Origin of the sequence: Stenotrophomonas geniculata ATCC 19374 = JCM 13324, assembly GCF_001431625.1 — a bacterium.
In the GTDB taxonomy this organism is placed as follows: Bacteria; Pseudomonadota; Gammaproteobacteria; order Xanthomonadales; family Xanthomonadaceae; genus Stenotrophomonas; species Stenotrophomonas geniculata.
This window is the reverse complement of the sequence record NZ_LLXT01000028.1, coordinates 1-23,182: the sequence shown is the minus strand read 5'-3', so window position 1 is coordinate 23,182 and position 23,182 is coordinate 1. Positions and strand designations below refer to the sequence as shown.

20 protein-coding genes are annotated in these 23,182 nt (G+C 67.9%); 8 read left to right on the top strand and 12 right to left on the bottom strand.

Annotation, left to right across the window (positions count from 1 at the left end; genetic code table 11):
* Window positions 1-2 precede the first annotated feature (2 nt).
* Entirely contained in the window at window positions 3-965 is a 963-nt protein-coding gene (locus ARC63_RS01700; protein WP_057502368.1) for a pyridoxal-phosphate dependent enzyme, read from the top strand.
* Window positions 950-1,594, top strand: coding sequence for a YdcF family protein (locus ARC63_RS01695; RefSeq protein ID WP_029379804.1), 645 nt, complete (start codon window positions 950-952; stop codon window positions 1,592-1,594). Before ARC63_RS01700 ends, ARC63_RS01695 begins: the two co-directional genes overlap by 16 nt.
* A gap of 113 nt (window positions 1,595-1,707) precedes the next feature.
* Here ARC63_RS01695 and bioC read toward each other — a convergent pair whose 3' ends face one another.
* From bioC to ARC63_RS01665, 6 genes are all read right to left on the bottom strand, one after another.
* Window positions 1,708-2,592, bottom strand: coding sequence for a malonyl-ACP O-methyltransferase BioC (bioC, locus tag ARC63_RS01690; RefSeq protein WP_010482174.1), 885 nt, complete (start codon window positions 2,590-2,592; stop codon window positions 1,708-1,710).
* Between the two features lie 12 nt (window positions 2,593-2,604).
* Window positions 2,605-3,384 carry an SDR family oxidoreductase gene (locus ARC63_RS01685; protein WP_057502367.1) on the bottom strand — a complete coding sequence of 260 codons (780 nt, stop codon included), beginning with the start codon at window positions 3,382-3,384 and terminating at the stop codon, window positions 2,605-2,607.
* 29 nt (window positions 3,385-3,413) lie between these two features.
* Window positions 3,414-4,193, bottom strand: coding sequence for a pimeloyl-ACP methyl ester esterase BioH (bioH, locus tag ARC63_RS01680; protein ID WP_010482172.1), 780 nt, complete (start codon window positions 4,191-4,193; stop codon window positions 3,414-3,416).
* 17 nt (window positions 4,194-4,210) lie between these two features.
* Complete coding sequence (gene bioF / locus ARC63_RS01675) at window positions 4,211-5,434, bottom strand: 8-amino-7-oxononanoate synthase (protein ID WP_049480069.1); 1,224 nt, start codon at window positions 5,432-5,434, stop codon at window positions 4,211-4,213.
* A 67-nt stretch (window positions 5,435-5,501) separates the two neighbouring features.
* Window positions 5,502-6,545, bottom strand: coding sequence for a biotin synthase BioB (gene bioB, locus ARC63_RS01670; protein ID WP_057502366.1), 1,044 nt, complete (start codon window positions 6,543-6,545; stop codon window positions 5,502-5,504).
* Between the two features lie 158 nt (window positions 6,546-6,703).
* Window positions 6,704-8,110: a hypothetical protein gene (locus ARC63_RS01665; RefSeq protein ID WP_057502365.1), complete on the bottom strand. Its 1,407-nt coding sequence runs from the start codon at window positions 8,108-8,110 to the stop codon at window positions 6,704-6,706.
* A gap of 341 nt (window positions 8,111-8,451) precedes the next feature.
* Here ARC63_RS01665 and ARC63_RS01660 point away from each other — a divergent pair, with 341 nt between their 5' ends.
* The 5 genes from ARC63_RS01660 to ARC63_RS01640 all read left to right on the top strand — a co-directional run bounded on the left by ARC63_RS01660 (window position 8,452) and on the right by ARC63_RS01640 (window position 12,956).
* A complete protein-coding gene (locus ARC63_RS01660; RefSeq protein WP_057502364.1) occupies window positions 8,452-9,777 on the top strand; it encodes a chloride channel protein in 1,326 nt (441 codons plus the stop codon).
* A gap of 147 nt (window positions 9,778-9,924) precedes the next feature.
* Window positions 9,925-11,094 carry an L-dopachrome tautomerase-related protein gene (locus tag ARC63_RS01655; protein ID WP_057502363.1) on the top strand — a complete coding sequence of 390 codons (1,170 nt, stop codon included), beginning with the start codon at window positions 9,925-9,927 and terminating at the stop codon, window positions 11,092-11,094.
* Between the two features lie 95 nt (window positions 11,095-11,189).
* Window positions 11,190-11,879: a ComF family protein gene (locus ARC63_RS01650; protein ID WP_057502362.1), complete on the top strand. Its 690-nt coding sequence runs from the start codon at window positions 11,190-11,192 to the stop codon at window positions 11,877-11,879.
* Window positions 11,880-11,937: 58 nt separating this feature from the next.
* Window positions 11,938-12,489 carry an HdeD family acid-resistance protein gene (locus ARC63_RS01645; protein WP_021203354.1) on the top strand — a complete coding sequence of 184 codons (552 nt, stop codon included), beginning with the start codon at window positions 11,938-11,940 and terminating at the stop codon, window positions 12,487-12,489.
* On the top strand, window positions 12,486-12,956 hold the full coding sequence (locus tag ARC63_RS01640; RefSeq protein WP_057502361.1) for a SecDF P1 head subdomain-containing protein: 471 nt from the start codon (window positions 12,486-12,488) through the stop codon (window positions 12,954-12,956). The genes ARC63_RS01645 and ARC63_RS01640 overlap by 4 nt, the downstream gene beginning before the upstream one ends.
* Window positions 12,957-13,008: 52 nt before the next feature.
* Here the strand turns inward: ARC63_RS01640 and ARC63_RS01635 are convergent, their stop codons facing one another.
* The 6 genes from ARC63_RS01635 to ARC63_RS01610 form a co-directional block, all read right to left on the bottom strand.
* Window positions 13,009-14,787 carry an MFS transporter gene (locus ARC63_RS01635; RefSeq protein ID WP_057502360.1) on the bottom strand — a complete coding sequence of 593 codons (1,779 nt, stop codon included), beginning with the start codon at window positions 14,785-14,787 and terminating at the stop codon, window positions 13,009-13,011.
* Between the two features lie 192 nt (window positions 14,788-14,979).
* A complete protein-coding gene (gene nagA / locus ARC63_RS01630; protein ID WP_057502359.1) occupies window positions 14,980-16,095 on the bottom strand; it encodes an N-acetylglucosamine-6-phosphate deacetylase in 1,116 nt (371 codons plus the stop codon).
* Complete coding sequence (locus tag ARC63_RS01625; protein WP_010482152.1) at window positions 16,092-16,868, bottom strand: DeoR family transcriptional regulator; 777 nt, start codon at window positions 16,866-16,868, stop codon at window positions 16,092-16,094. Before ARC63_RS01625 ends, nagA begins: the two co-directional genes overlap by 4 nt.
* A 33-nt stretch (window positions 16,869-16,901) precedes the next feature.
* Window positions 16,902-18,236 (bottom strand): D-tagatose-bisphosphate aldolase, class II, non-catalytic subunit, encoded by a 1,335-nt coding sequence (locus ARC63_RS01620; protein WP_057502358.1) that lies wholly within the window; start codon window positions 18,234-18,236, stop codon window positions 16,902-16,904.
* Between the two features lie 17 nt (window positions 18,237-18,253).
* Complete coding sequence (locus ARC63_RS01615; RefSeq protein WP_019336807.1) at window positions 18,254-19,192, bottom strand: ROK family protein; 939 nt, start codon at window positions 19,190-19,192, stop codon at window positions 18,254-18,256.
* Complete coding sequence (locus ARC63_RS01610; protein ID WP_057502357.1) at window positions 19,185-20,339, bottom strand: SIS domain-containing protein; 1,155 nt, start codon at window positions 20,337-20,339, stop codon at window positions 19,185-19,187. Before ARC63_RS01610 ends, ARC63_RS01615 begins: the two co-directional genes overlap by 8 nt.
* 322 nt (window positions 20,340-20,661) lie before the next feature.
* Here ARC63_RS01610 and ARC63_RS01605 point away from each other — a divergent pair.
* Window positions 20,662-23,182: glycoside hydrolase family 31 protein (locus tag ARC63_RS01605; protein WP_057502376.1), on the top strand; the 2,521-nt coding region annotated here is incomplete at its 3' end.

The following is a 23,182-nucleotide window of genomic DNA, read 5'->3' as shown; positions in this document are numbered from 1 at the left end:
TCATGAGCGATTCACTGTTGCCCCGCGCCGATGACCTCCTGCTTGCTGCGGCGAGGATCGCCCCGCACGCCAGCGTGACGCCGGTGCTGCGCTCGCGCACGCTCGATGCGCTGGCCGGCGCACAGCTGGCGTTCAAGGCCGAGCACCTGCAGCGCGGTGGCGCATTCAAGTTCCGTGGTGCCTGCAACGCGGTGTGGTCGCTGGAGGCCGATCGCGCCAGTGCCGGTGTGGTGACCCACTCCTCCGGCAATCATGGCGCCGCCTTGGCGCTGGCCGCGCGCACGCGTGGCATTCCCTGTCATGTGGTGGTGCCGGAAGGCGCGGTGGCGGCGAAGTTGGCCAATATTGCCCGCCATGGCGCGACGCTCTGGCGCTGCCCGCCGACCATTGCCGACCGTGAGGCCACCTGTGCCAGGGTGCAGGCCGATACCGGCGCGACCCTGGTGCATCCCTATACGGACCCGGCGGTGATGGCCGGGCAGGGCACTGCCGCCCTGGAACTGCTGCACAGCGACGGCCCGTTTGATGTGCTGGTAGTGCCGGTGGGTGGTGGTGGCCTGGCCAGCGGTACTGCGCTGGCGCTGCAGCACGCCAGCCCGCAGACACGCCTGGTGCTGGCCGAGCCAGCCGGAGCCGACGATACCGCGCGCTCGCTGGCCGCTGGCGAGCGGCAGGGCGCGTTCACCCCGGACACGATCTGCGATGGACTGCGTACCCTGATCGGCGCGCCCAATTTCGAACTGCTGCGCGCGGCCGGTGCCGAGGTGATCGTGGTCGATGACACTGCGACCATGGCCGCAATGCGCCTGCTGTGGGAGGTGCTCAAGCAGGTGGTCGAGCCATCCTCGGCCACCGTACTGGCCGCGGTGCTGGCACAGCCGCAACGTTTTGCCGGCCTGCGCGTGGGCCTGGTGCTGTCCGGCGGCAACGTCGACCTGCCCGCGTTGCGCTGGGGGGCGCCATGAGCCGCGACCGGCATCGGCCTCGCACCGGCCTGCTGGGCTGGCTGTGGCGGCTGTTTGTCCTGCTGGTGATCTGGCTGCTGGGTGTGACTGCCTGGATCGTCTGGGTCGGCGAGCGCGACCAGGCCGCCAAGGCCGATGCCATCATCGTGCTGGGTGCGGCCGCCTATGACGCCAAGCCATCGCCGGTGTTCGAAGAACGTATCCGGCATGGACTGGACCTGTACGAGGCCCGGTACGCGCCGCTGCTGATCTTTACCGGCGGCTATGGCGGCACCGGTGCGCGCTTCTCCGAATCGCAGGTGGCGCGCCGCTACGCGCTCAAGCATGGCGTGCCGGACGATGCGATCCTGATCGAGACCGCTTCGCGCAACACCGTGCAGAACCTGGTCGAAGCCAAGCGACTGATGGACCAGCGCGACCTGCACCGGGTGATCATCGTCAGCGACCCGCTGCACATGGCGCGCGCGCTGCGACTGAGCAAGGCACTGGGCATCGATGCGCTGGCCTCGTCCACGCCCAGCACGCGCTTCCGCAGCTTCCACACCAGCTGGCGCTTCCTGGTGCAGGAGATCTACTTCTTCCACCGCGACCTGGTGCGCCCGCCGCTGAGTTCGCCGGCCAATACCTGAGCGGCTGCCGCGCCGCTGCGCTCGCCGGGCATGGCCCGGCGCTACCATTGGTGCACCCGGTGCGGCCCCTATCGCGCGCCCGGTAGCGCCGGGCCATGCCCGGCGGCTTTCGATCAGGTCTGCTTGCGTCGGATCGGAATCGCCGACACCGGCACCGAGGCCACGTCATGCCCGCCTTCGCGGATTGGTGCGCCGGGGTCCGGTGCCCAGGCATGGGCATAGATCACTTCCCAGCTGCTGGGCAGCTTGCCGTCGGCGCGCCGCATCGGTTCATACGCCGCTGCCGCCGCCGCGAAACGGCTACGCCCGGTCAGTGTGTGGCGGCGGTCCACCCGCGCGTTGGTCGCGCCCATCGCGCGCAGTTCGCGCATCAACGAGGGCAGGTCGTCGTAGGTCAGGGTGAACAGATCGCGGTCCAGCACCGGGTCGCGGAAGCCCGCCATCATCAACGCATCGCCGAACTGGGCGATCTGCGCGAAGCGGCTCACGTGCGGGCGGTCATCGGCGGCCGCGAAGGCTTCGTTGAGTTCGATCAGGGTTTCCGGGCCGAAGGTGGAACACAGCAGCAGGCCACCGGGCTTGAGCACGCGACGGAAGCCTGCGAACACCGCCGGCAGGTCGTCCACCCACTGCAGGCACAGGTTGCTGAAGATCACATCCACGCTGTTGTCCGCCAACGGCAATGCGGCGGCGTCGCCGCACAGGCGCTGGAACGGCTTCCACCAGCCGGCCTGGCGCTTGGCCTGGTCCAGCATCGGCAGCGCCACGTCCAGCGCGATCACCTGCGCCTTCGGCCAGCGCTTCTTCATCAACGCGCTGGCGTGGCCGGTGCCGGCACCGATGTCCAGCACCACCTCGGGCTTGCGTGCCTCCAGGTAGTCCAGCGATTCGATCAGCCGCGACTGCACCTCGCGCTGCAGGGCGGCGGCGGCGTCATAGCTGCTGGCGGCACGCGCGAACGCGCGGCGGACATGGCGGGCATCGAAGTGGGACGGCATTGCGAAAGTCTCTTAGAACGTACCGGGGTAGGCGCCGCCGTCGATCAGCAGGTTCTGTCCGGTGAGGTAACCGGCCTGTGCACTGCACAGGAAGGCGCAGGCGGCGCCGAATTCGTCAGGCATGCCGAAGCGGCCGGCGGGAATCTGCTGGCGGCGGCGTTCGGCGACTTCGCCGGCATCGCCGTCCTTGCCCGCACTGTGGGCGAAGTTGGCGCGCAGGCGGTCGGTGTCGAACTGGCCGGGCAGCAGATTGTTGATGGTGACGTTGTGGGCCACCGTGCGGCGCGCCAGGCCGGCGACGAAACCGGTCAGGCCACTGCGCGCGCCGTTGGACAACGCCAGGATGTCGATCGGGGCTTTCACCGCCGACGAGGTGATGTTGACGATGCGGCCGAAGCCGCGCTCGATCATCGCGTCGACGGTGGCGCGGATCAGCGCGATCGGCGCCAGCATGTTGGCGTCCAGCGCGGCAATCCAGTCGTCGCGTTCGAAATTGCGGAAATCACCGGGCGGCGGACCACCGGCATTGTTGACCAGGATGTCCACCTGCGGGCAGGCGGCCAGCGCCGCAGTGCGGCCGGCCTCGGTGGTGACGTCGGCGGCGACGGCGCGCACCTCACCGGCACCGGGCAGTGCACGCAGTTCGTCGGCGGCGACCTTCAGTGCAGCCTCGCCACGCGCCACGATCACCACGTTCACGCCCTCGCGTACGAGCGCACGCGCGCAGCCCAGGCCCAGCCCCTTGCTTGCGCCGCAGACCAGTGCCCAGCGGCCGTTGATACCCAGATCCATGCGTCAATCCTGCGGAATTCGGAGGGGGCTCATTGTCCGCCATCGGCCGGCGACAGGCCGGCAACGAAGTGTTGCAGGGCGGCGGCCACTTCGTCGGCATGGCCGAGGAAGGGCGCATGGCCGCCGTGGGCGATGGTCAGCGCCTGCGCACCCGGGGCCAGCGCCGCAGCGGCCTGCATGGCGACCGGTGACACCAGGCGGTCGCGCTGGCCGGCGATCCACAGGCTGGGCTTGCCCAGCGTCGGCAGTGCCCCGCGCAGGTCGGTGCTCTCCAGCAGGCGCAGGCCTTCCAGCAGGGCGCGTTCGGTGGGCGCACCGCGCTCGACCAGGCGCTGGCGCAGGGTGCGCAGTTCCTCGCGGGCATGCGCCGAGCCCATCACGTCCAGCGCGAGGAAGCGTTCCAGCGTGCCGCCGAAGTCGGTCGCCAGCTCACGCCCGAACTGCTCGAACACCGCCGGCTCCACCGCGTGCGGCCAATCCTCGCCACGCACGAAACGCGGCGTGGCGGCGATCATCGCGAGACCGCGGACCTTCGGCAGCGTGGCCGCCGCATGCAGTGCGAACAGGCCGCCCAGCGACCAGCCGCACCACACCGCCGGGGGTGTGGCCGCGGCAATGGCACTGACCACGAACGGCAGGCGCAGCGGCGTGGTGTCGTCGCGGCTGTGGCCATGGCCGGGCAGGTCGACCAGGTGCAGGGTGAACTGGTCTGCCAGGCGCTGCACCAGCGGCGCGAATACACCGCCCTGCAGGGCCCAGCCGTGGATCAGTACCAGGTCCGGCCCACGGCCGGTGACGTCAATATGCATGGGCAACGACACGGAACTCAGGCAAAAGCGGGCAGCGGCGGTGGCGCGGCTTCACGCACGGCCAGGGTCACGCGATCGCGCGCGCTGGCGATGGCCTCCACCAGGCCACGCACCTGTTCCGGCGTATGCAGCGCGGACAGTGTCACGCGCAGGCGTGCCTTGCCTTCCGGCACCGTCGGCGGGCGGATTGCACCGACCAGCCAGCCGGCCTGTTCCAGCGCCGTGGACATCGCCACGGCGGTGCGGTCATCGCCGCACAGCAGCGGCTGGATCGGTGTTTCCGAAGCCATCAGGTCCAGGCCATGGCGACGCGCTTCAGTGCGGAACAGCGCGATCAGGTCGGTCAGCTTTGTGCGACGCCAGTGGTCGCGGCGCGCCAGGCGCACTGCTTCAAGCGCAGCAGCGGCCATCGCCGGTGGCACGGCGGTGGTGTAGATGTACGGGCGCGCGGTTTCGGCCAGATGCTCGATCAGGTCGTCGCGGCCCAGCACCAGCGCACCGGAACCGCCCAGTGCCTTGCCCAGTGTGACCAGCTGCAGCGGTACGTCGTCCACGCCCAGCCCGGCGGCGGCCACGGCACCACGGCCATCACCGACCACGCCGACACCGTGCGCATCATCCACATAGAACAGCGCCTGCTGCAGGCGTGCCACAAGCGACAATGCACGCAGCGGTGCGATGTCGCCATCCATGCTGAAGACACCATCGGTGGCCAGCATGGCCGCGCCATCGGGCGCGTGCTTGAGCTGACGCATTGCGCCTTCCGGATCCAGGTGCGGATAGCGGCGCAGACGTGCACCGGCCAACCGGGTCGCATCGAGCAGGCTGGCGTGGTTGAGCTTGTCCTGCACGCACACGTCGTTCTCTTCGCTCAGCAGTGCCTGCTGCACCGCCAGATTGGCGGCGAAGCCACTGCCGAACAGCAGCGCACGTGGATAGCCAAGCCACTCGGCCACCTCTCGTTCCAGCGCCTCATGCAAGGCATGATGGCCGCAGACCAGGTGCGAGGCACCGGCGCCAGCGCCTTCGCGTGCGGCGGCGTCCTGCAGCGCGTTGACCACGCTGAACTGCTGGGCCAGGCCCAGGTAGTCGTTGCTGCAGAAGCCGGTCAGCCACTGGCCGTCCACTTCCAGGCGCACGCCATCACGACGGGTGACCGTGCGTCGCGGGCGGCGACGGCCTTGGGCATCGCGCAGAGCGCGCTGGGCGTGGAGGCGGGCGGTCAGGTCGGGGCGGGCCATGGTGGCTGAATGCGTCGACGGGGCGGCTAGGGTAGCGCGTTGCCGCGGCGCCTGCTTGCGGCCCGTCTCAGGCCGCGTGAGCGCAGCCACAGCCGGGCGTATCGGCACTGATATCGGCGTGCACGGTACCGCCGTGGTCGTGGCCTTCGGCATCCACCTGCACCGCCATCGGCTGCAACCCCAGCCGAGCGAACAGGGCCAGGTCGCGCTCGCTTTCCGGGTTGCCGGTGGTCAGCAGCTTGTCGCCGTAGAAGATGGAGTTGGCGCCGGCCAGGAAACACAGCGCCTGCAGTTCGTCACTCATCGCCTCGCGCCCGGCCGACAGCCGCACCATCGAGCGCGGCATGGCGATGCGGGCCACCGCGATCATGCGCACGAACTCGAATGGGTCCAGTTCGGCGCTGCCATGCAGCGGCGTACCCGCCACCTGCACCAGCTTGTTGATCGGCACCGAATCCGGATGCGCCGGCAGCGTGGCCAGCGCCAGCAGCAGGCCGACGCGCTGCGCGCGCGTCTCGCCCATGCCGACGATGCCGCCGCAGCAGGTCTTCAGGCCGGCATCGCGCACGTGTTCCAGCGTATCCAGGCGGTCCTGGTACTGGCGCGTGTGGATGATCGAATCGTAGTAGTCCGGCGCGGTGTCGAGGTTGTGGTTGTAGTAGTCCAGGCCCGCATCCTTCAGCGCACGCGCCTGCTCGCCACTGAGCATGCCCAGCGTGGCGCAGGTCTCCAGGCCCAGCGCCTTCACCCCGGCGATCATCGCCGCCACCTTCGGGATGTCGCGGTCCTTCGGCGATCGCCACGCGGCACCCATGCAGAAGCGCGAGGCACCGGCGGCCTTGGCCTGGCGTGCCTTGGCCAGCACCGCGTCGGTCTCCATCAGCTTCTGCGGGTTCACCCCGGTGTTGTAGCGCTGCGCCTGCGGGCAGTACGCGCAGTCTTCCGGGCAGCCGCCGGTCTTCACCGACAGCAGCGTGGACACCTGCACCTGCGCCGGATCGAAGTGCTCGCGATGGACCGCTGCGGCGCGGAACAGCAGCTCGGGGAACGGCAGATCGAACAGCGCCTGCAGTTCGTCGTGTTGCCAGTCGTGGCGGATGGCAGCAGCCATGGCGGGACCTTGGGTACGAGTGGAGCGAGGGCGGCAGTGTGGGTGGGCGCGCGCAGGCTGTCAACAATATTCATGTTTACATGGTTTACAGTGTTTGCGCTCCGGGCGATCCCGCCCGGAGCGTTGCTTCTGTCGTCGAGCGCGAAAAGTGATCGGCATCAAGGCGTGTGCGGTGTTTCGCTGATCAGCGCGGTCACCTTGCCGAGGATGAAGGGACCGTCATCGAAGTAGCCGTGGCCCCAACCTTCGCGCTGGTCGGCATTGAGGTCATCAAGGGTCCACCAGCTCACCGCGCTTTCTCCCTTCCGGGCGAAGAACGCCTGGCAGGCCGAGATGTCTGCCCACGCCGCAGAGTTGCGATAGACGTTCTCCCGGGTGAAGAAGCGTTCCATGCCGAGCAGAGGCTCATCGGCAGCATCTTCGAAGATGTTGGACACGATGTAGAGCAGCGAACCGGGAAAGAACAGTGAGCGCTCGTTGGCTTCGTCGGCATCCCTCATCGCCAATTGCCGGAACCTCCCGATTCGGTCCTCGTGCTTCGAGATGGCACGCGCGAACCGACGACACGTCACCGCAGGCGCTTCGAGAATAAGGTCGAACTTCAGATCCGGAAGGATCTGCGCCGCCTGGTCCAACAGCTCGCACAGGAAGATGCTGCCGGCGCTGTGGCCGACGAGCGTGATGCGGGGAACAGGGGCTTCGGACTGCAACTGACTGTGCAGCTCGCGCAGGAATCTGACGCCACCCGATGCGGGGCCGTCGAATGAATCCTGTGCGTCCTTCTTCATGGGATTCCACCAGCCGATGCGCCCCACGTCATCGAGATAGAACTCACGCAGCACTTCTTCCACGATCACGGCAGAGACGGCGCCTGGGCGCCCTCGACCATTCTGCTGGCGCTGCCATACGCGTATCACCAGTCTGGCCACCTTGATGGCCAGCGCGATCCAATTCAATGCCACGGCTTTGTTGGGTGACGGAGTGCCAAACAGTTCCATGGCCGTGCGCTCGTTGACGATGGCCGCGCGTTCGGCTGGCGGTTCGTGTGCCAGCATCTTGTTGGCGGGCGCCAGCGTCGCCTCCCTGTAATCGTCACGGGCCTCGGCAATGGCCTGGTTCACCTCGGGATCATCAGCGAATTCCTGCGCGAGATCTGCCGAAAGGCTCTCCTCGTCGGGTGGCGCGGCGTTGAGGATCTTCATACCGGGCGTGAGAACCTGCCCGCCGCCTAGCTTTTCCAGGATCTTGTCGTGGACTTTCCTGAAGAGAAGTTTGGCAAGTACTGCACCCAGGATCTCGCCCAGGTTGTTCAACGGAGCTTCGATGTCACCCGTTTCCCAGACGAAGAACAAGGGGTAGGCCTGTGCCCGCACATAGGGGTCATGCAAGGCTTCTGCGATGCGCCGTCCACGCTTCTGCGAAACGCGGCCGCCATGTACATGGATAACGATTCCGGAAGGTGACCTGGCCTGCAGCGCGCGACCGACAATCCGGCGAAGGTCTGATTCCTGCAGCGTGCCATCACGAAGATGGATGATGTGATCCAGCGGGTCGTAGGCATTCATCTCACACTCCATTGTCATTGAGGATGTCGAGAACGAAGCAATTCACGCAGATGTCGGCACGCAGGTGCTGGCAAGCGCTACCGCGATGACGAGCGGTGGCGGCCTGTCGTTGCCGGCGGAGCTGCACCCCTCCCCAGAGGACAGCGGCTGCAATGCTACCTCCACGAGGCGCGTTGGACGAACCCGGAAGGAGTCGGCCGGCCTTCACACATGTGGGACGGCGTGCCATCGCTGCCAAAGCATGCGGTTCCCGGCGCGTGGGCGCATTCACCACATCCTGCAAGGCCTTCGGCCACAGTGGCCGCTGCCCAACCAAAGCGCTGGCGCGCAGACTCTTTCCCATGACCGATCTCCATCGCCTCCGCGGCCGCATCACCGCGCTAGTTCTCAGCGAAGCCTGGCGCCGCCGCGCCGCGCTCTGGGGCGGCGCCGTGGCCGTGGCGCTGGTGGCGATCCTGTTCGCCAAGGCCAGCGACGCGGCGTTCCATCTGTTCCAGCGCATCACGTCGCACTCGCCGTGGTGGGCCCTGCTGCTCACGCCGGGCATCTTCGCGCTGCTGGCCTGGTTGACCGCCGGTGTGCTCAAGCCCACGCGCGGCAGCGGCATTCCACAGGTCATCGCCGCGTTGGACAAGGCCGATGAGCCGTTCCGGAAGACCAACCTTTCACCCGCGGTTTCGGCCGGCAAGCTGCTGCTGACCTCGCTGTCACTGCTGGGTGGCGCCTCGGTGGGCCGCGAGGGCCCGACTGTGCACGTAGGCGCCAGCTTGATGTACCTGTTCGGCCGCTGGTTCGGTTTCAAGGATCCCCGCGAGCTCTCGCACTTCCTGCTGGCCGGTGGTGCGGCGGGTATCGCGGCGGCGTTCAACACGCCGCTGGCCGGCATCGTCTTCGCCATCGAGGAGCTCAGCGGTCGTTTCGAGCATCGCTTCTCGGGCACCCTGTTGACTGCGGTGATCGTCGGTGGCGTGGTGTCGCTGGGCCTGTTGGGCAACTACACCTATTTCGGCCATGTGAGCGCACGCCTGCCGCTCGGCCAGGGCTGGCTGGCAATCCTGCTGTGCGGCGTGGTGGCGGGCCTGCTGGGCGGCCTGTTCGCGCGTGCGGTGCTGGCCAGTGCGGCGGGCCGCCCGCGCTGGCTCGGGCAACTGCGGCAGCGGCATCCGGTTCTGTTGGCCGCAGGCTGCGGTCTGGTGGTGGTACTGCTCGCCCTGGTCTTCGGTGAAGGCGCGTTCGGCACCGGCTATGAGCAGGCGCGCAGCCTGGTGCAGGGGCAGGCGGTGGTCGGCCACGAGTTCGGGTTGATGAAGCTGCTGGCCAACCTCGCATCGTACGTGGCCGGTATTCCCGGAGGCTTGTTCTCGCCCGCGCTGGCGGTCGGTGCGGGACTGGGCCACAACCTGGCGGTGCTGATGCCCGGCGTGGACCCGCGCGCGTTCGTGCTGCTGGGCATGTGTGCGTACCTCACCGGCGTCACTCAGGCGCCACTGACTTCGGCGGTGATCTCGCTGGAGCTGACCGACAGTGGTGATCTGCTGCTGCCGATCCTGGCCACGGTGCTGATCGCGCGTGGCGTGTCCGGGCTGGTCTGCCGGGTGGCGATCTACCGTGGGTTGGCGGAGTTGTTGATGGTGCCGAAAGCAGAGCCAGCGGATAGGCATCACTGATTACCTTGATCAACAGGATCAATCAGGTCGAAATCTTCACTTTTGCAGTGAAGCTGATTCCGCGTTGCACCGTCTACCCGATGCCGGGTGCGCCGCTGAAGATGCGTCGACACCGGGGCTGTACCCGGACCTGCATCGAGAGCAACCATGATCAACTGCCGTATCCGCAGCCTGGCGGCTGCCGTCCTGGCCCTGGCCAGTTCCCCCGCGCTGGCGCTGGCAGGCACGCCTGTGCTTCCCAGCGAACGCAGCATCGGTGTCATCGAGCCGGTGGCGCGTTTCGAAGGTGCCATGCCCACCAGCGTGGCGGTGTCCGAGACCGGGCGGATCTTCGTCAACTTCCCGCGCTGGGGCGATGAAGTGGCCTACAGTGTGGCCGAGTGGCGCGATGGCCGTGCCGTGCCCTATCCGGATGCACGCATCAACCGCAAGGACGATCCCGACCCGGCAGCACACTTCATCAGCGTGCAGAGCGTGGTGGCCGATGGCCAGGGCCGGCTGTGGGTACTGGACACCGCCGCACCGGGCTTTTCAGCGCCGCAGGCCGGCGGCGCCAAGCTGGTGGCGATCGATCTGGCCACCAATACCGTGGCCAAGACCCTGGTGTTCCCGGCCAACGTCATCGATGCGCGCACCTATGTCAACGATGTGCGCTTCGATTTCCGTGTCGGCCGCGAGGGCGTGGCCTACGTGACCGACTCGTCACTGAGCGGCATTGGCGGCATCATCGTCATCGACCTCGCTACGGGGGCGGCATCCAAGCGTCTGATCGGTCATGTATCCACCTCGGCCGATCCCGCGTTCGTGCCGATCGTGGAGGGCCGGCAGATGCGGTTGCGCAAGGCCGACGGTTCGTCGGCACCGTTCACCGTTGCCGCCGATGGCATCGCGCTTTCGCCGGATGGAAGTACGCTGTTCTACACGCCACTGTCCAGCCGCCATCTGTACAGCGTGCCCACCGCACTGTTGCGCGACCCGAAGGTGAGCGAGGCGGCGCTGGCTGCTGCGGTCGTTGACCTCGGCGAGAAGGGCGCCTCCGATGGCATGGAGATGGATGCCAACGGGCGGCTGTACGCCAGCGACTACGAGCACAACGCCATTCATGCCCGTGATGCGCAGGGGCGCTGGACGACCGTGGTGCACGACCCGCGCATCCTGTGGCCGGATACCTTGTCGATGGGGCCGGATGGCTACCTGTACTTCACTGCCAACCAGCTGCATCGGCAGGCCGGATTCAATGGTGGCGTTGACCGCCGGCAGGCGCCGTACATGGTGTATCGCACCCGGGTGGATGCGAAGCCTGCGCCAACGCGGTGAGGTGATCGGGGCAGCGGGTGGGCGACAAAACCCCTACGGCTCGTTGAGGGCCCCCCCGATGGCAACGCACTGACGGCGCCGTCAGGCTGAAGCGCATGTCTGCCTTCTTCGACCCGGGCCGCCACGTGCAGGCCGCACTTCGTGTGCTGCTACCGCTCCGTTGCCTGGTCTGCGGTGACCCGGGCCACGATGGACTCGATCTCTGCGATGCCTGCCTGGCCGGACTGCCCTGGGCCGGCCGGGCCTGCCTGCGCTGCGCGCTGCCGTTGCCGGGCACAGCGTTGATCGTCTGCGGCACCTGCCGCGAAGAGGTGCCGCCACAGGCCGCCACGCATGCCAGCCTGCTGTACCTGCCGCCGGTCGACCAGTTGCTGGTCCGCTACAAGTTCCATCAGGATCTCGCCGCCGGACGCCTGCTCGCGCAGCTGATGCAGCGCGCACCGCCGCCGTGGTCGTGCACGCCGCTGGTGCCGGTGCCGCTGCACAGGCGACGCTTGCGCCAGCGCGGCTACAACCAGGCCGGCGAGCTGTGCCGGTTGCTGCCGATGCCGGTCTGGCAGGGGGTGTACCGGCAGCGGCATAGCGCACCGCAGTCTGAACGCACGGCCGAACAGCGCAGGGAAAACCTGTTCGATGCGTTCGACGTGCGTGGTTCCGTGCCCTCGCGGCTGACCGTGGTCGATGACGTGATGACCACTGGCAGCACGGTGATGGAGGTCGCCGAGACGCTGCGCCTGGCCGGCGCAGCGGAGGTGCGCGTGTGGGTCTGTGCGCGGGCGCCGTGATCGCCCTCTTCATCCACAGGGGCTAGGATGAGGCCGGTTCCGGATCGGAGGAGTGGCCATGAATTCCCCCTTGTCTCCCTTGTTGTCGGCGGTTGGGCGCAGCTGGTGGATCCTGCTGCTGTACGGGCTCGTCGCACTGGGTTTCGGCATCGTTGCCATTGGCTGGCCGCTGTCCGCAGCGATGGCACTGGCCTGGACACTGGGCGTGATGGCCATCGTTGAAGGCGTCATCAGCCTGTTCGCACTGATCAGCGGCGGCAGTGGTGCCTCGCGTGGCTGGTTGGCGCTGTATGCCATCGCCTCGCTGGGCTTCGGCATCCTGGCGGTGATCAATCCGCTGGCCACCGCCAGCGTGCTGGTGCTGTTCCTGGCGGCGTGGCTGCTGGTAGCCGGCATCTATCGCATCGTGTTCGCGATCCGCGTGCGCAAGCAGATCCAGGGCGAGTGGCTGCTGATCCTCAGTGGCGTGCTGGCGGTGGTGCTGGGGCTGCTGTTCGCGGCCAATCCGTATGCAGGCGTGGCGGTGACCACGCTGTGGATCGGCATTGGCAGCCTGCTGTACGGGCTGCTGCAGGTGCTGGTGGCGTTCAAGCTGCGGAAGCTGAAGTGAGGGGCGCGTTTCCGTTCCTGCTGGGCGCAGCGCTGGTGCTGGCCGGATGCATGCCGGGTGCCACGCCCGGTGCGCTGGCAGGCAAGGATCATGCGCCGCGCGCGGGTGTGGATGTACGCCTGAGCGCGGTCGATGCGGACGGCAAGGGCAGGCAGGCGCAGTGGCAGGGCGAAACGCTCGCCCTGCGCGAGCCGCCGATCGCTGGCAGCGCCGACATCGCCGATGTGCGCTACGTGCTGGACGAGGCCAAGCAGCCGGGCCTGCAGATCCGGTTTCGACACGAAGCGCACCAGCGCATCCACGATGGCACGGCAGCACTGGTCGGTCAGCGAGCGGCGATCAGCGTGGATGGCCGCGTGCTGATGGTGGCGACGGTGCAGGGACCGTTCGGCGAATCGATGATGCTGAGCGGGTTGCCCAGCGTTGTCGAGGCGCAGGCGCTGGCCAAGCACATCACTGGCGACTGACGGACGTGCCAACACCCCCACGCTGCGCATGGAGGTCGACCAAGGTCGACCGCTACCGGGCGAACCGTGCCTCGATCTCTTCCAGCGACTTGCCCTTGGTCTCCGGCAGCCAGAACGCGGCCACCAGGAAGAACACAAAGGTGCACGCCGCCCAGAACACGAACATGCTGGCGTAGCCGTAGTGGCCCACCGTGGGCAGGAAGATGGCGGCGATGGTGGTGGACACGAACTGGTTGATCAGCAGCGCGATGCTCATGCCATTGGAACGGATGCGGTTCGGCATCAGCTCCGACAGTGCCAGCCACACGCACACGCCGGGGCCGACGGCGAAGAACGCGACGAACACCAGGATGCAGGTGGCCACGGCCCAGCCGTGTGCCGGTGGCGGCACCGGGCCAATGCGGGCCTGCTCGATGCGCAATGGCGCCTGGCTGGCGCTGGCCGGGTCGGCAAATGGATTCAGGTGGAGTTTGCGGAAGAACGCACCGATCACGCTGTCCGGCTGCACGGTGCCGGTGCGCTCGATGCGCAGTTCGCGATCAATCAGGTTGTCGCTGCGCAGGGCGCGCACATTGGTGAAATCACCATAGGCGTACGACACGGTCAGCTGCATCGGTCGGCCCTGGCTGTCGATGCCATTGCTCAGGCGTTGCCACTGCGCGTCATCCAGCACCAGCTGCAGGCCTTCGCCGCTGACCGCCGCCTGCAGCTGAGGCTGCACATCGGCGCGTCCGCGCTCGGCCTGGAAGAACAGCGTGGCCGCCGCCAGCAGGGCCACGCAGATGCCACCGCTGCCCAGCATCAGCAGGAACTTGCGGCCCTTGCGGTCGACCAGCAGCAGCGCGACCACGGTCATCACCGCGTTGAGCAGCTTGATCGCCACGTCGGCACCGTTGGCCACCGAACCGGACAGGCCGGCCTGGTTGAGGATGTTGACCGCGTAGGCCAGCACCGAGTTGATGCCGGTGGCCTGGGTGCAGGCCAGCACCACGCACGCGAGCACGAACGGCACCACGTAGCGGCGGCTGAGCAGCGGATCGCGCTTGCCGTCGCTGCTGCTCGATTCCGGCGCCTGGATCTGGGTCAGCGTGGGCTCGACGTCTGCGGCGGGGAGGACGCGCTGAAGGCTGCGGCGGGCTTCATCGATGCGGCCGCGGCGCACCAGCCAGCGTGGTGATTCGGACAGCCAGAAGATACCGGCGCAGAACAGCAGGCCGGGCGCCAGGCAGGTCCAGAAGATGGTGCGCCAAGCGTGGTCCTTCACCGTGAACAGTTCCTGCGCCTGCTGCGCGACCGGCAGCGAGCGCACGGCCTCGGCGGCGGCATCCACGGCATGGGCGTGGTACAGGCCGATCAGGGCTGCCAGCACCAGGCCAACGGTCAGCAGCAGCTGGAACATGGCCGCGCCGCGCCCGCGCCGTTCGGGGCTGAGCACTTCGGCCAGGTACAGCGGAATCACGACGCCGATCAAACCGCCACTGATGCCCTGCAGCAGGCGTCCCAGCAGCAGCGGCGTGTAGCCGGAGGCCAGTGCCATGATCGGAATCGAGGCGGTGAACAGCAGGCCGGCCAGCAGCATAGCGCCGCGGCGGCCAATCAGGTCGGCGATCATGCCGGCGAACAGCGAGGACAGCACGCTGCCCAGCAGTACGGCCGCCACCACGAAGCCGAGCTGCTCGCTGCTGAGCTGCCAGGCGTGACTGGCGGTCGCTTCAAGATAGGGCAGGGCACCGGCGATGATGCCGATGTCGATGCCGTACAGCAGGCCGCCCAGGCCGCCGATGAAGAGCAGGTAGCGTACGGGCCAGCGCGGGGCGGTGCTTGCAGTCATCGGCAGTTCCTGTGGTAGCGCCGGGCCAGGCCCGGCGGCGGTTCGTCGCAGAGTGCATTCTGTAGAGCCGAGCCATGCTCGGCTGCTTTCCGTTCCGATATCGAGGTTCCCCATGCCGCGCTTCGCGCGGCGAGCCGAGCATGGCTCGGCTCTACAGGGAGCCCGCGCGGCATCCGGGCCGCATCGCTTGCGTCAGGTCAGATCGACGACGCGCCCGCCGATCACCACCTGCTGCAGGCGCAATCCGGCATCCAGTACCACCAGGTCGGCACGGGCGTCGGGCGCAATGCGACCGCGATCATCCAGGCCCAGGTAATCGGCGGGGAAGGTGGACACGCGATGCGAGGCATCGGCCAGTTCCAGTCCCACACGCACCAGGTTGCGCAGCGCCTGGTCCATGGTCAGTGCGCTGCCGGCCAGCGAACCGGTGGCCAGGCGTACGCAGCCGCCGCACTTGTGCACGCGCTGTTCGCCCAGCGCGTACTCGCCATCGGGCATGCCGGTGGCGGCGGTGGCGTCGGTCACAGCGTACAAGCGCGGGATCGCGCGCGCGGCCAGGCGGATCACGCCGGGATGGATGTGCTGCAGGTCGGGAATGATCTCGGCGTACTGCGCATGTGCCAGCGCCGCCGCGGCGATGCCAGGCCGGTAGTGGTCGACGCCGGTCATGCCGTTGAACAGATGGGTGAAGCCGGAAGCCCCGGCCTGCAGCGCAGCAACACCTTCTTCGTAAGTGCCAGCGCTGTGGCCCAGCTGCACACGGATGCCCATTGCCGAAAGCGCGGGAATCAGTGCGGTGTGCTCGCCGATTTCCGGCGCCAGCGTCATCACCCGGATCGGTGCAAGTGCATGCAGCTGCTGCACCAGCGCCAGCGTCGCCTCGATGGTGCGGTTGGGTTGCGCGCCCAGCCGCTGCGGGCTGATGAACGGCCCTTCCAGATGTACGCCGGCAATGCAGGCGGCATCGGCATCGGGCGCTGCGATGGTTGCGGCCACGCCGTGCAGCGCGTGCTCGATCTCATCCAGGCCGGCGGTCATGGTGGTCGCCAGCAGTGTGGTGGTACCGAAACGCAGATGGGTGCGGGCGATGGTGCGTGCCACGTCGCCGCCCTGCATCAGGTCGACGCCGGCCGCACCATGCACGTGCAGGTCGATGAAGCCGGGCAGGATCACCGGCAGCTGCAGGTCGTCAGCGCCGCTGTGGTCGTCCACCTGCAGCTGGCGGATGTGCGAATCGAAGTGGACGTGGCCACGCCGCCAACCCAGCGGCGTGAGGATGCGGCCATGCAGGGTGCGGGTGTCGGTCATGCAGTGGGCTCGGCGATGATCACTTCGATGCCCAGCCGCTGCAGCCCTTCACGGGTTGCGTCGTCGATGCCGGCGTCGGTGATGATGGCGTGGATCTGATCGAGAAGTGCGATGCGGTGCAGGCTGACGCGGCCGAACTTGGAGGCGTCGGTCAGCACCACGATGCGGCGCGCCCGCTCGACCATGCGGTGGTTGAGGCGGGCTTCGGCTTCATCGTGGGTGGTCAGGCCGAACTGCAGGTCCAGGCCGTCCACGCCCAGGAACAGGGTGTCGAAGCTGTAGGAGTTGAGGCTGGCTTCGGCCTGGCTGCCTTGCAGCGACAACGACTGCTGGCGCAGCAGTCCACCGGTCAGCAGCACGTTGATGCCGGGCGCGTTGGCCAGTTCCCAGGCGATGTTCAACCCATTGGTCATCACCGTCACGTCGCGCTGGGTGCGCAAGTGACGGGCCAGGGTCATCGTGGTCGAGCCGGAGTCGATGATGATGTTGTCACCGGGCCGCACCAGGCGCGCGGCACACGCGCCGATCGATTCCTTCAGCGGCAGGTTCAGTGCGTCCTTTTCGTGGATGTCCTGTTCCTGCGGCGGCGTGCGTACCAGCGTGGCGCCACCGTGGGTACGGTTGGCCAGGCCTTGCGATTCGAAGTGGGTCAGGTCGGCACGGATGGTCACCGCCGACACGCCGAAGCGCTCGACCAGATCGGCCACCTGCACCGAGCCGTGCTCGATCAGCAGCTGCAGGATCTGTTGCCGGCGGGAGCGGGTGTTGCGCATGGCCATTCTCGGTGTCGCGGGGAAAGGTAGAGATTAGCCGTTCGCAGCAACGGCGGCAGCCGCGTCTGCGTGATGCGTGCGGGTTCCGGCCTGGTTGGCGCTGCACGCACGGGCGTACTCGCCTAGGCACAGGCCGACGCGATGCCGTGCCAGCGCGGTAGGCGTATTGGCCAGGGTGCCCTCGCGCACGGCCCGGTACTGCTCCGGCAGGTACTGGCTGAGCAGTACCAGCGGCGGCGCGTGCTGTTCCAGGTTGGCGAACAGGGTCTGCACCGCCTGCACCAGCGCGGGCTCGCCCCAGTAGTAGCGGCAGCGGTCGCTGAAGGAATAGCTGCGCAGCAGGCGCAGCGCTGCCTCATCGCCCTGGTAGTAGGACTGCCAGTACTTCGGCTGCGCCACCATCACTTCATCCAGCACCTGCGGCAGGCGCGAGCACTGTGCGGCCGGCAGCAGTTCGGCCTCGATCGCGGCCAGCGCGAACAGCGCTTCGCGGTAGGCGAAGGTCGCCGCCGGGCCGACCTTGAGGATGGCGAAGTGGTCGCGCACCAAGGCGTGCAGGCCACTTTCGCGCTGGTAGTCGGTGGAATGCGCTTCGAACACGATGCGCGGCTGCTGTTCGAGGAAGTCGGCCAGCGTGCTGGCGGCGGCCGGGTCGTACTCGTGCACACTGCTGTGGTCGAAGTCCACGCCCGGTTGCACCACCATGGCGATCACGCGCTGCCACGCATCGCGCAGCTGCGGCGTATCGAACGCCTGCTGATGAATCGCCAGGGTCTGCGCGGCAGCAGCGGGCGTGGTCACCTGCAGGCCTTCGGCCAGCGAGGCTTCGCCACCGGGAATCGGCACTTCGGTACCGATCACGTAGACCGGCGGCGGCAGGCCATGATCGGCGGCGGTGCGTTCGGCGATCTCGGCCAGCTCGGCCGAGCGCGCGGCGACGATGGCGTCGGGCAGCGGCACCGGGTCATCGGCGCAGGACATGCTGCAATCGAGGTGGATCTTGTGGAAACCGGCGGCGACGTAGGCTTCGATCAGCACGCGCGCGTGGGTCATCGCTTCGGCAGCCGGGCGCTTCTGCCAGGCATTCGGGCCGAGGTGGTCGCCACCCAGGATCAGCCGCTCGCGCGGGAAACCTTCTTCATCGGCCAGCGTGCTGACGTAATCGCGGTACTGCGGCGGAGTCATCCCGGTGTAGCCGCCGAACTGGTCGACCTGGTTGGAGGTGGCCTCGATCAGCAGCACGGTGCCATGGGCCAGCGCCACGTGCATGGCGGCGCGCAGCACCTGCTCGTTGCTGCAGCAGACGCTGTACAGGCCGACGTTGGCGCCGGCGCGGTGGGAGGCAAGCAGGGTCTGCAACGGGGACATGGTCAGGCTCCGGTCAATCAGGAAAACGAGGGTTGGCAGGCGAGCAGGGCGGCACCACGTGCGCCACCGGCATCGCCGAAGCGCGGCGGCACGATCGGCGGAACCTGCACGCCGTTGAACAGATGAGCGGCGATGGCCGCCGGCAGCTGCTGGTACAGCGGCGCGTACTGCGAGAGGCCACCGCCGAGCACGATCACGTGCGGGTCCAGCGCCAGCACCAGCGCGGCCAGGCTGTGGCCAAGCAGATCGCGGTGGATGTCCAGCGCCTTGCGCGCATGTACATCGCCGGCTTCGGCCAGGGCGATCACGGCGCTGGCGTCCGCGGCACTGCCACCGAGGTGGCGCTCGATCATTGCCAGCCCGCTACCGGACACGTAGCGCTCCACGCAGCCCTGCAGGCCACAGGCGCAGTCGATCAGCGGCAGGCCATGTCGCTGCAGCAGGTGGCCGGGCACGCTCCAGTGGCCCCATTCGCCGGCCAGGCCGTTGAAGCCGGATAGCAGGCGGCCCTGCAGGCAGAAGCCGCCGCCGGCACCAGTGCCGAGGATGGCGCCGAACATGCTGGGGTAGCCGTCGGCGGCCCCGCCATGCGCTTCCGACAGGGCAAAGCACTGCAGGTCGTTGCCGAAGTGCAGCGGGCGTTGCAGGCGTGCCTGCAGATCCTGCGCCACGCATTGGCCGGTCAGTGCCGGCACGTTCGCGCTGAGCTGGCGGCCGCTGCGGCGGTCGCGCACGCCGGGCAGGGCGATGCCGATGGCCGCATCGCTGCGGCCCAGCGCCGCATCGGCCTCGGCCACCAGCGCCACCACCGCCTTCAGGAAGCCGTCGTAGTCACCCTGTGGGGTGGCCACGCGGCGGCGCCAGGTGACCTGCATCGCCGCATCGCACGCCACCAGCTCGATCTTGGTGCCGCCGATGTCGATGCCGTAGCAGGCGTGGGCGATCAGCTCAGCCATGGTGGATGGTGACGCCCTTGACGACGCGGTTGACGGTGCCGTCCGGGAACGGGTTGTCCGGGGTCAGGCCCAGCGCGGCCGAGCGCTGCAGCGCGAACAGCTGCGCGAAGCCCAGCCACACCGGTGCCAGCCACGGATCGTCCAGTGCCGGCACGGTGAGGGTGTATTCGTCGTCGGCGCCGATGTCCGAATGCGGGCCGATCGCCAGCACCTGGCCGGCCACGCCGTCGCGGCGCAGTTCTTCCACCAGGTCCTGTTCGTAGCGGCGCGCCAGCGGCTGCACGCTGCGCAGCACCACCACCAGGGTGTTGCCGTCCAGCGTCGACTTCGGGCCATGGCGGAAGCCCAGCGGTGTGTTGGCCAGCGCCAGCACGCGGCCGGCGGTCAGCTCCAGCACCTTCAGCGCGCACTCGCGCGCCAGCGCTTCCAGCGGGCCGCTGCCGAGGTAGATGATGCGGTTGAACGGGCGCTGCGCCAGCACCGCCACCGGTGCATCCCACTGCGCCTGGCCTTCGCGGGCCAGCGCGGCGATCTGCTTCAGGCGCGCCACGCGCGCATCCCACGGCGAACGATCGAACACGGTCAGTGCGGCCAGCAGCATGCAGGTCAGGCTGCTGGTCATGGCGAAGGCGCGATCGCAGCTGGCCGACGGCATCAGCAGCGTGCAGGTATCGGCACGGCCGGCACCACGACGGGCGAGTTCGCCATCGGCGTTGCAGGTGATGTCGAGGAAGCGTGCCTCATCCACATCGGCGCGCACGCGGTCCACCGCGGCCACGCTTTCCGGACTGGAACCACTGCGGCCAAACGAGACCAGCAGGGTGGGGCGGTCGCGCTGCAGGTACAGCGCCGGATGGGTCAGCAGGCTGGTGGTGTGCACCACGCGCACCTCGGCCGGCCACTGCGCGTTGATCGCATCGGCCACCATCTCGGCGATGAAGCCGGAGCTGCCGGCGCCGGTGAACAGCACGCGCTGGTTGGGATCGTTGAGGCTGCCGCCGAGGAAGGCCTGCAGGCGGTCGCGGGCACGCGACAGATCCTGGGCGAGGGCTTCCCACAGCGCTGGCTGCTGGGCGATTTCGGTAGCGGTATCGGCTCCGCCAAGGCGCTGCCAGGCGGACACATCGGAAAGCAGGGTGACGTCCATTCGGAGGTTCCAGTTGGGCCAGCGCACCATCTGCGTTTTCTTTCGAAATGTCAAACATCGAAAGTAAAAAGAAAGAAAATGACGTGATGACTTTTCCTGCTGCCGAGCGCTCGGGAAAACGAAAGAACGGGGCGAATGCCGTATCGCACAATGCTTAACAGGCAGCTGCAATCGATTACACAAAGTATTGCGACGCAACAACTTTCGTTTCAGTGGAATATATCTTCCTTTTTCCTTTCAATTTGTTGACATCTTTCGAATCGCTGCCCTAGAGTCGGCCCAACCGCTTTCGAAACGCCCGGTGAACGGGTTGGGAGTCCGTGTGGAAATCTGCGTTCGTCGCTCGCCGCTGATGCTGGCTCTGTTGCCGGCATTGATGTTGGCGTCCATGCCGGCCCAGGCCGAGCCGGTCGGCAACCTGCGTTCGGTTGCCGCCAGCGCCAGCCGCGACGGCGTGCAGGGCTGGGACCTGCAGACCGACAAGGGCGCGCGCCTCCGCATCGAACTGCCGGCCACCGACATTGTCCGCGTGCAGGCCGGCCGCAACGGCACGCTGACCGGCGCCGGCGACAAGGCCGCGCCGATCGTACTGCCGCAGCCCAAGGCCAACGTGCAGGCGAAGCTGGAAGAAGACGCGCAGGAAATCCGCGTGCGGACCGAGTCCCTGGTGCTGCATGTACAGCGGCAGCCGCTACGCATGCGCCTGGAACGGCTGGACAACGGCCAGCCCACCGCGCTGTGGCAGGAACTGCAGCCACTGGACCTGGATGCCACGCAGAGCGTGCAGGTGCTGTCCTCGCAGGCCGATGAGGGCTACTTCGGTGGCGGCCAGCAGAACGGCCGCTACCAGTTCAAGGGCCGCGAGCTGGAGGTGTCCTATTCCGGCGGCTGGGAAGAGGGCGACCGCCCCAGCCCTGCACCGATGCTGCTGAGCAGCCGTGGCTGGGGCATGCTGCGCAATACCTGGAGCGATGGCAGCTACGATCTGCGCGAGGCCGACCAGTCCACGCTGCTGCATCGCGAAGACCGCTTCGATGCCTATTACTTCGTCGGCGCCGACCTGCCGAAACTGATCGAGCGCTACACCCAGCTGACTGGCCGCCCGAACATGGTCGCGCGCTGGGCGCTGTCCTACGGCGACGCCGATTGCTACAACGATGGCGACAACAGCAAGAAGCCCGGCACCGTGCCCGAAGGCTGGAGCGACGGCCCGACCGGCACCACCCCCGATGTGATCGACAGCGTGGCCAAGCAGTACCGCGCCCACGACATGCCCGGTGGCTGGATCCTGCCCAACGACGGCTACGGCTGCGGTTACAAGCAGTTGCCGGAAACCGTGAAGGGGCTGGCCGGCTACGGTTTCCGCACCGGACTGTGGACCGAGAACGGCGTCGACAAGATCGCCTGGGAAGTGGGCAAGGCCGGCAGCCGCGTGCAGAAGCTGGACGTGGCCTGGACCGGCAAGGGCTACCAGTTCGCGATGGACGCCAACCGCCAGGCGTTCAACGGCATCCTCGACAATTCCGATTCGCGCCCGTTCCTGTGGACGGTGATGGGCTGGGCCGGCATCCAGCGCTATGCCGTGGCCTGGACCGGCGACCAGAGCAGCAGCTGGGACTATATCCGCTGGCATGTGCCGACCCTGGTCGGTTCCGGCCTGTCCGGCATGGCCTATGCCAGCGGCGACGTCGATGCGATCTTCGGCGGCAGCGCCGAGACCTTTACCCGCGACCTGCAGTGGAAGGCGTTCACGCCGGTACTGATGGGCATGAGCGGCTGGTCGTCGAACGCACGCAAGCATCCGTGGTGGTACGACGAGCCCTACCGCAGCATCAACCGCGATTACCTGAAGTTGAAGATGCGCCTGACCCCGTACATGTACGGCCTGGTGCACGAGGCCGCGCAGACCGGCGCACCACCGGTGCGTGGCCTGATGTGGGACAACCCGCGCGACCCGCACGCGCAGGATGAAACCTACAAGTACCAGTTCCTGCTTGGCCGCGATCTGCTGGTGGCGCCGGTGTACCGCAGCCAGGCGGCCAGCCGTGGCTGGCGCCGCGATATCCACCTGCCGGCCGGCGGCTGGATCGACTACTGGGACGGCCGCCGCGTGCAGGCCGGCGCCGACGGTCGCCAGCTCGACCGCCAGGTGGACCTGGCCACGCTGCCGGTGTTCGTGCGTGCCGGAGCGATCCTGCCGATGTACCCGTCGATGCTGTTCGACGGTGAGAAGCCGCTCGATGAAGTGACCTTCGACCTGTACCCGCAGGGCGAGTCGCACTACACGCTGTACGAAGACGATGGCAACACGCGCCGCTACCAGCAGGGCGAGTCGAGCACGCAGGTGATCCGCGTGCAGGCGCCAGCGCAGGGCAGTGGCCCGGTGCAGGTGCAGATCGATGCGGTGCAGGGCCAGTACAACGGCCAGCTGCCGCAGCGCCGCTACGGCTTGCGCGTACTCAGCCGCCAGGCGCCGCGTGCGGTGCAGGCCGCTGGCCGCGCGCTGCCGGCGCTGGCTGATGCCGCTGCGTTCAACGCCGCTGCTGAAGGCTGGTACTTCGATGCCGCCGAACGACGCGGCACGCTGCATGTGCGCACCGCCAGCCAGGACATCCGCCAGCCCCTGCAACTGCAGCTGGACTTCGCGGTCGCCGCCGCCGCTGCCGACGATGCGTATCCGACGGCACCGGTACTTGGCCGCGAACTGCCGGCCGACAGCCTGCTGGTGGTCAACCGCCCGGCCGAAGAGCCCGGCCACGCGCTGGAAAACGCCTTCGATGATGACCCGGGTACCTGGTTCCGCAGTGTGCGCAACCAGGCCGTGCGCACCGGTGCGCATGAAT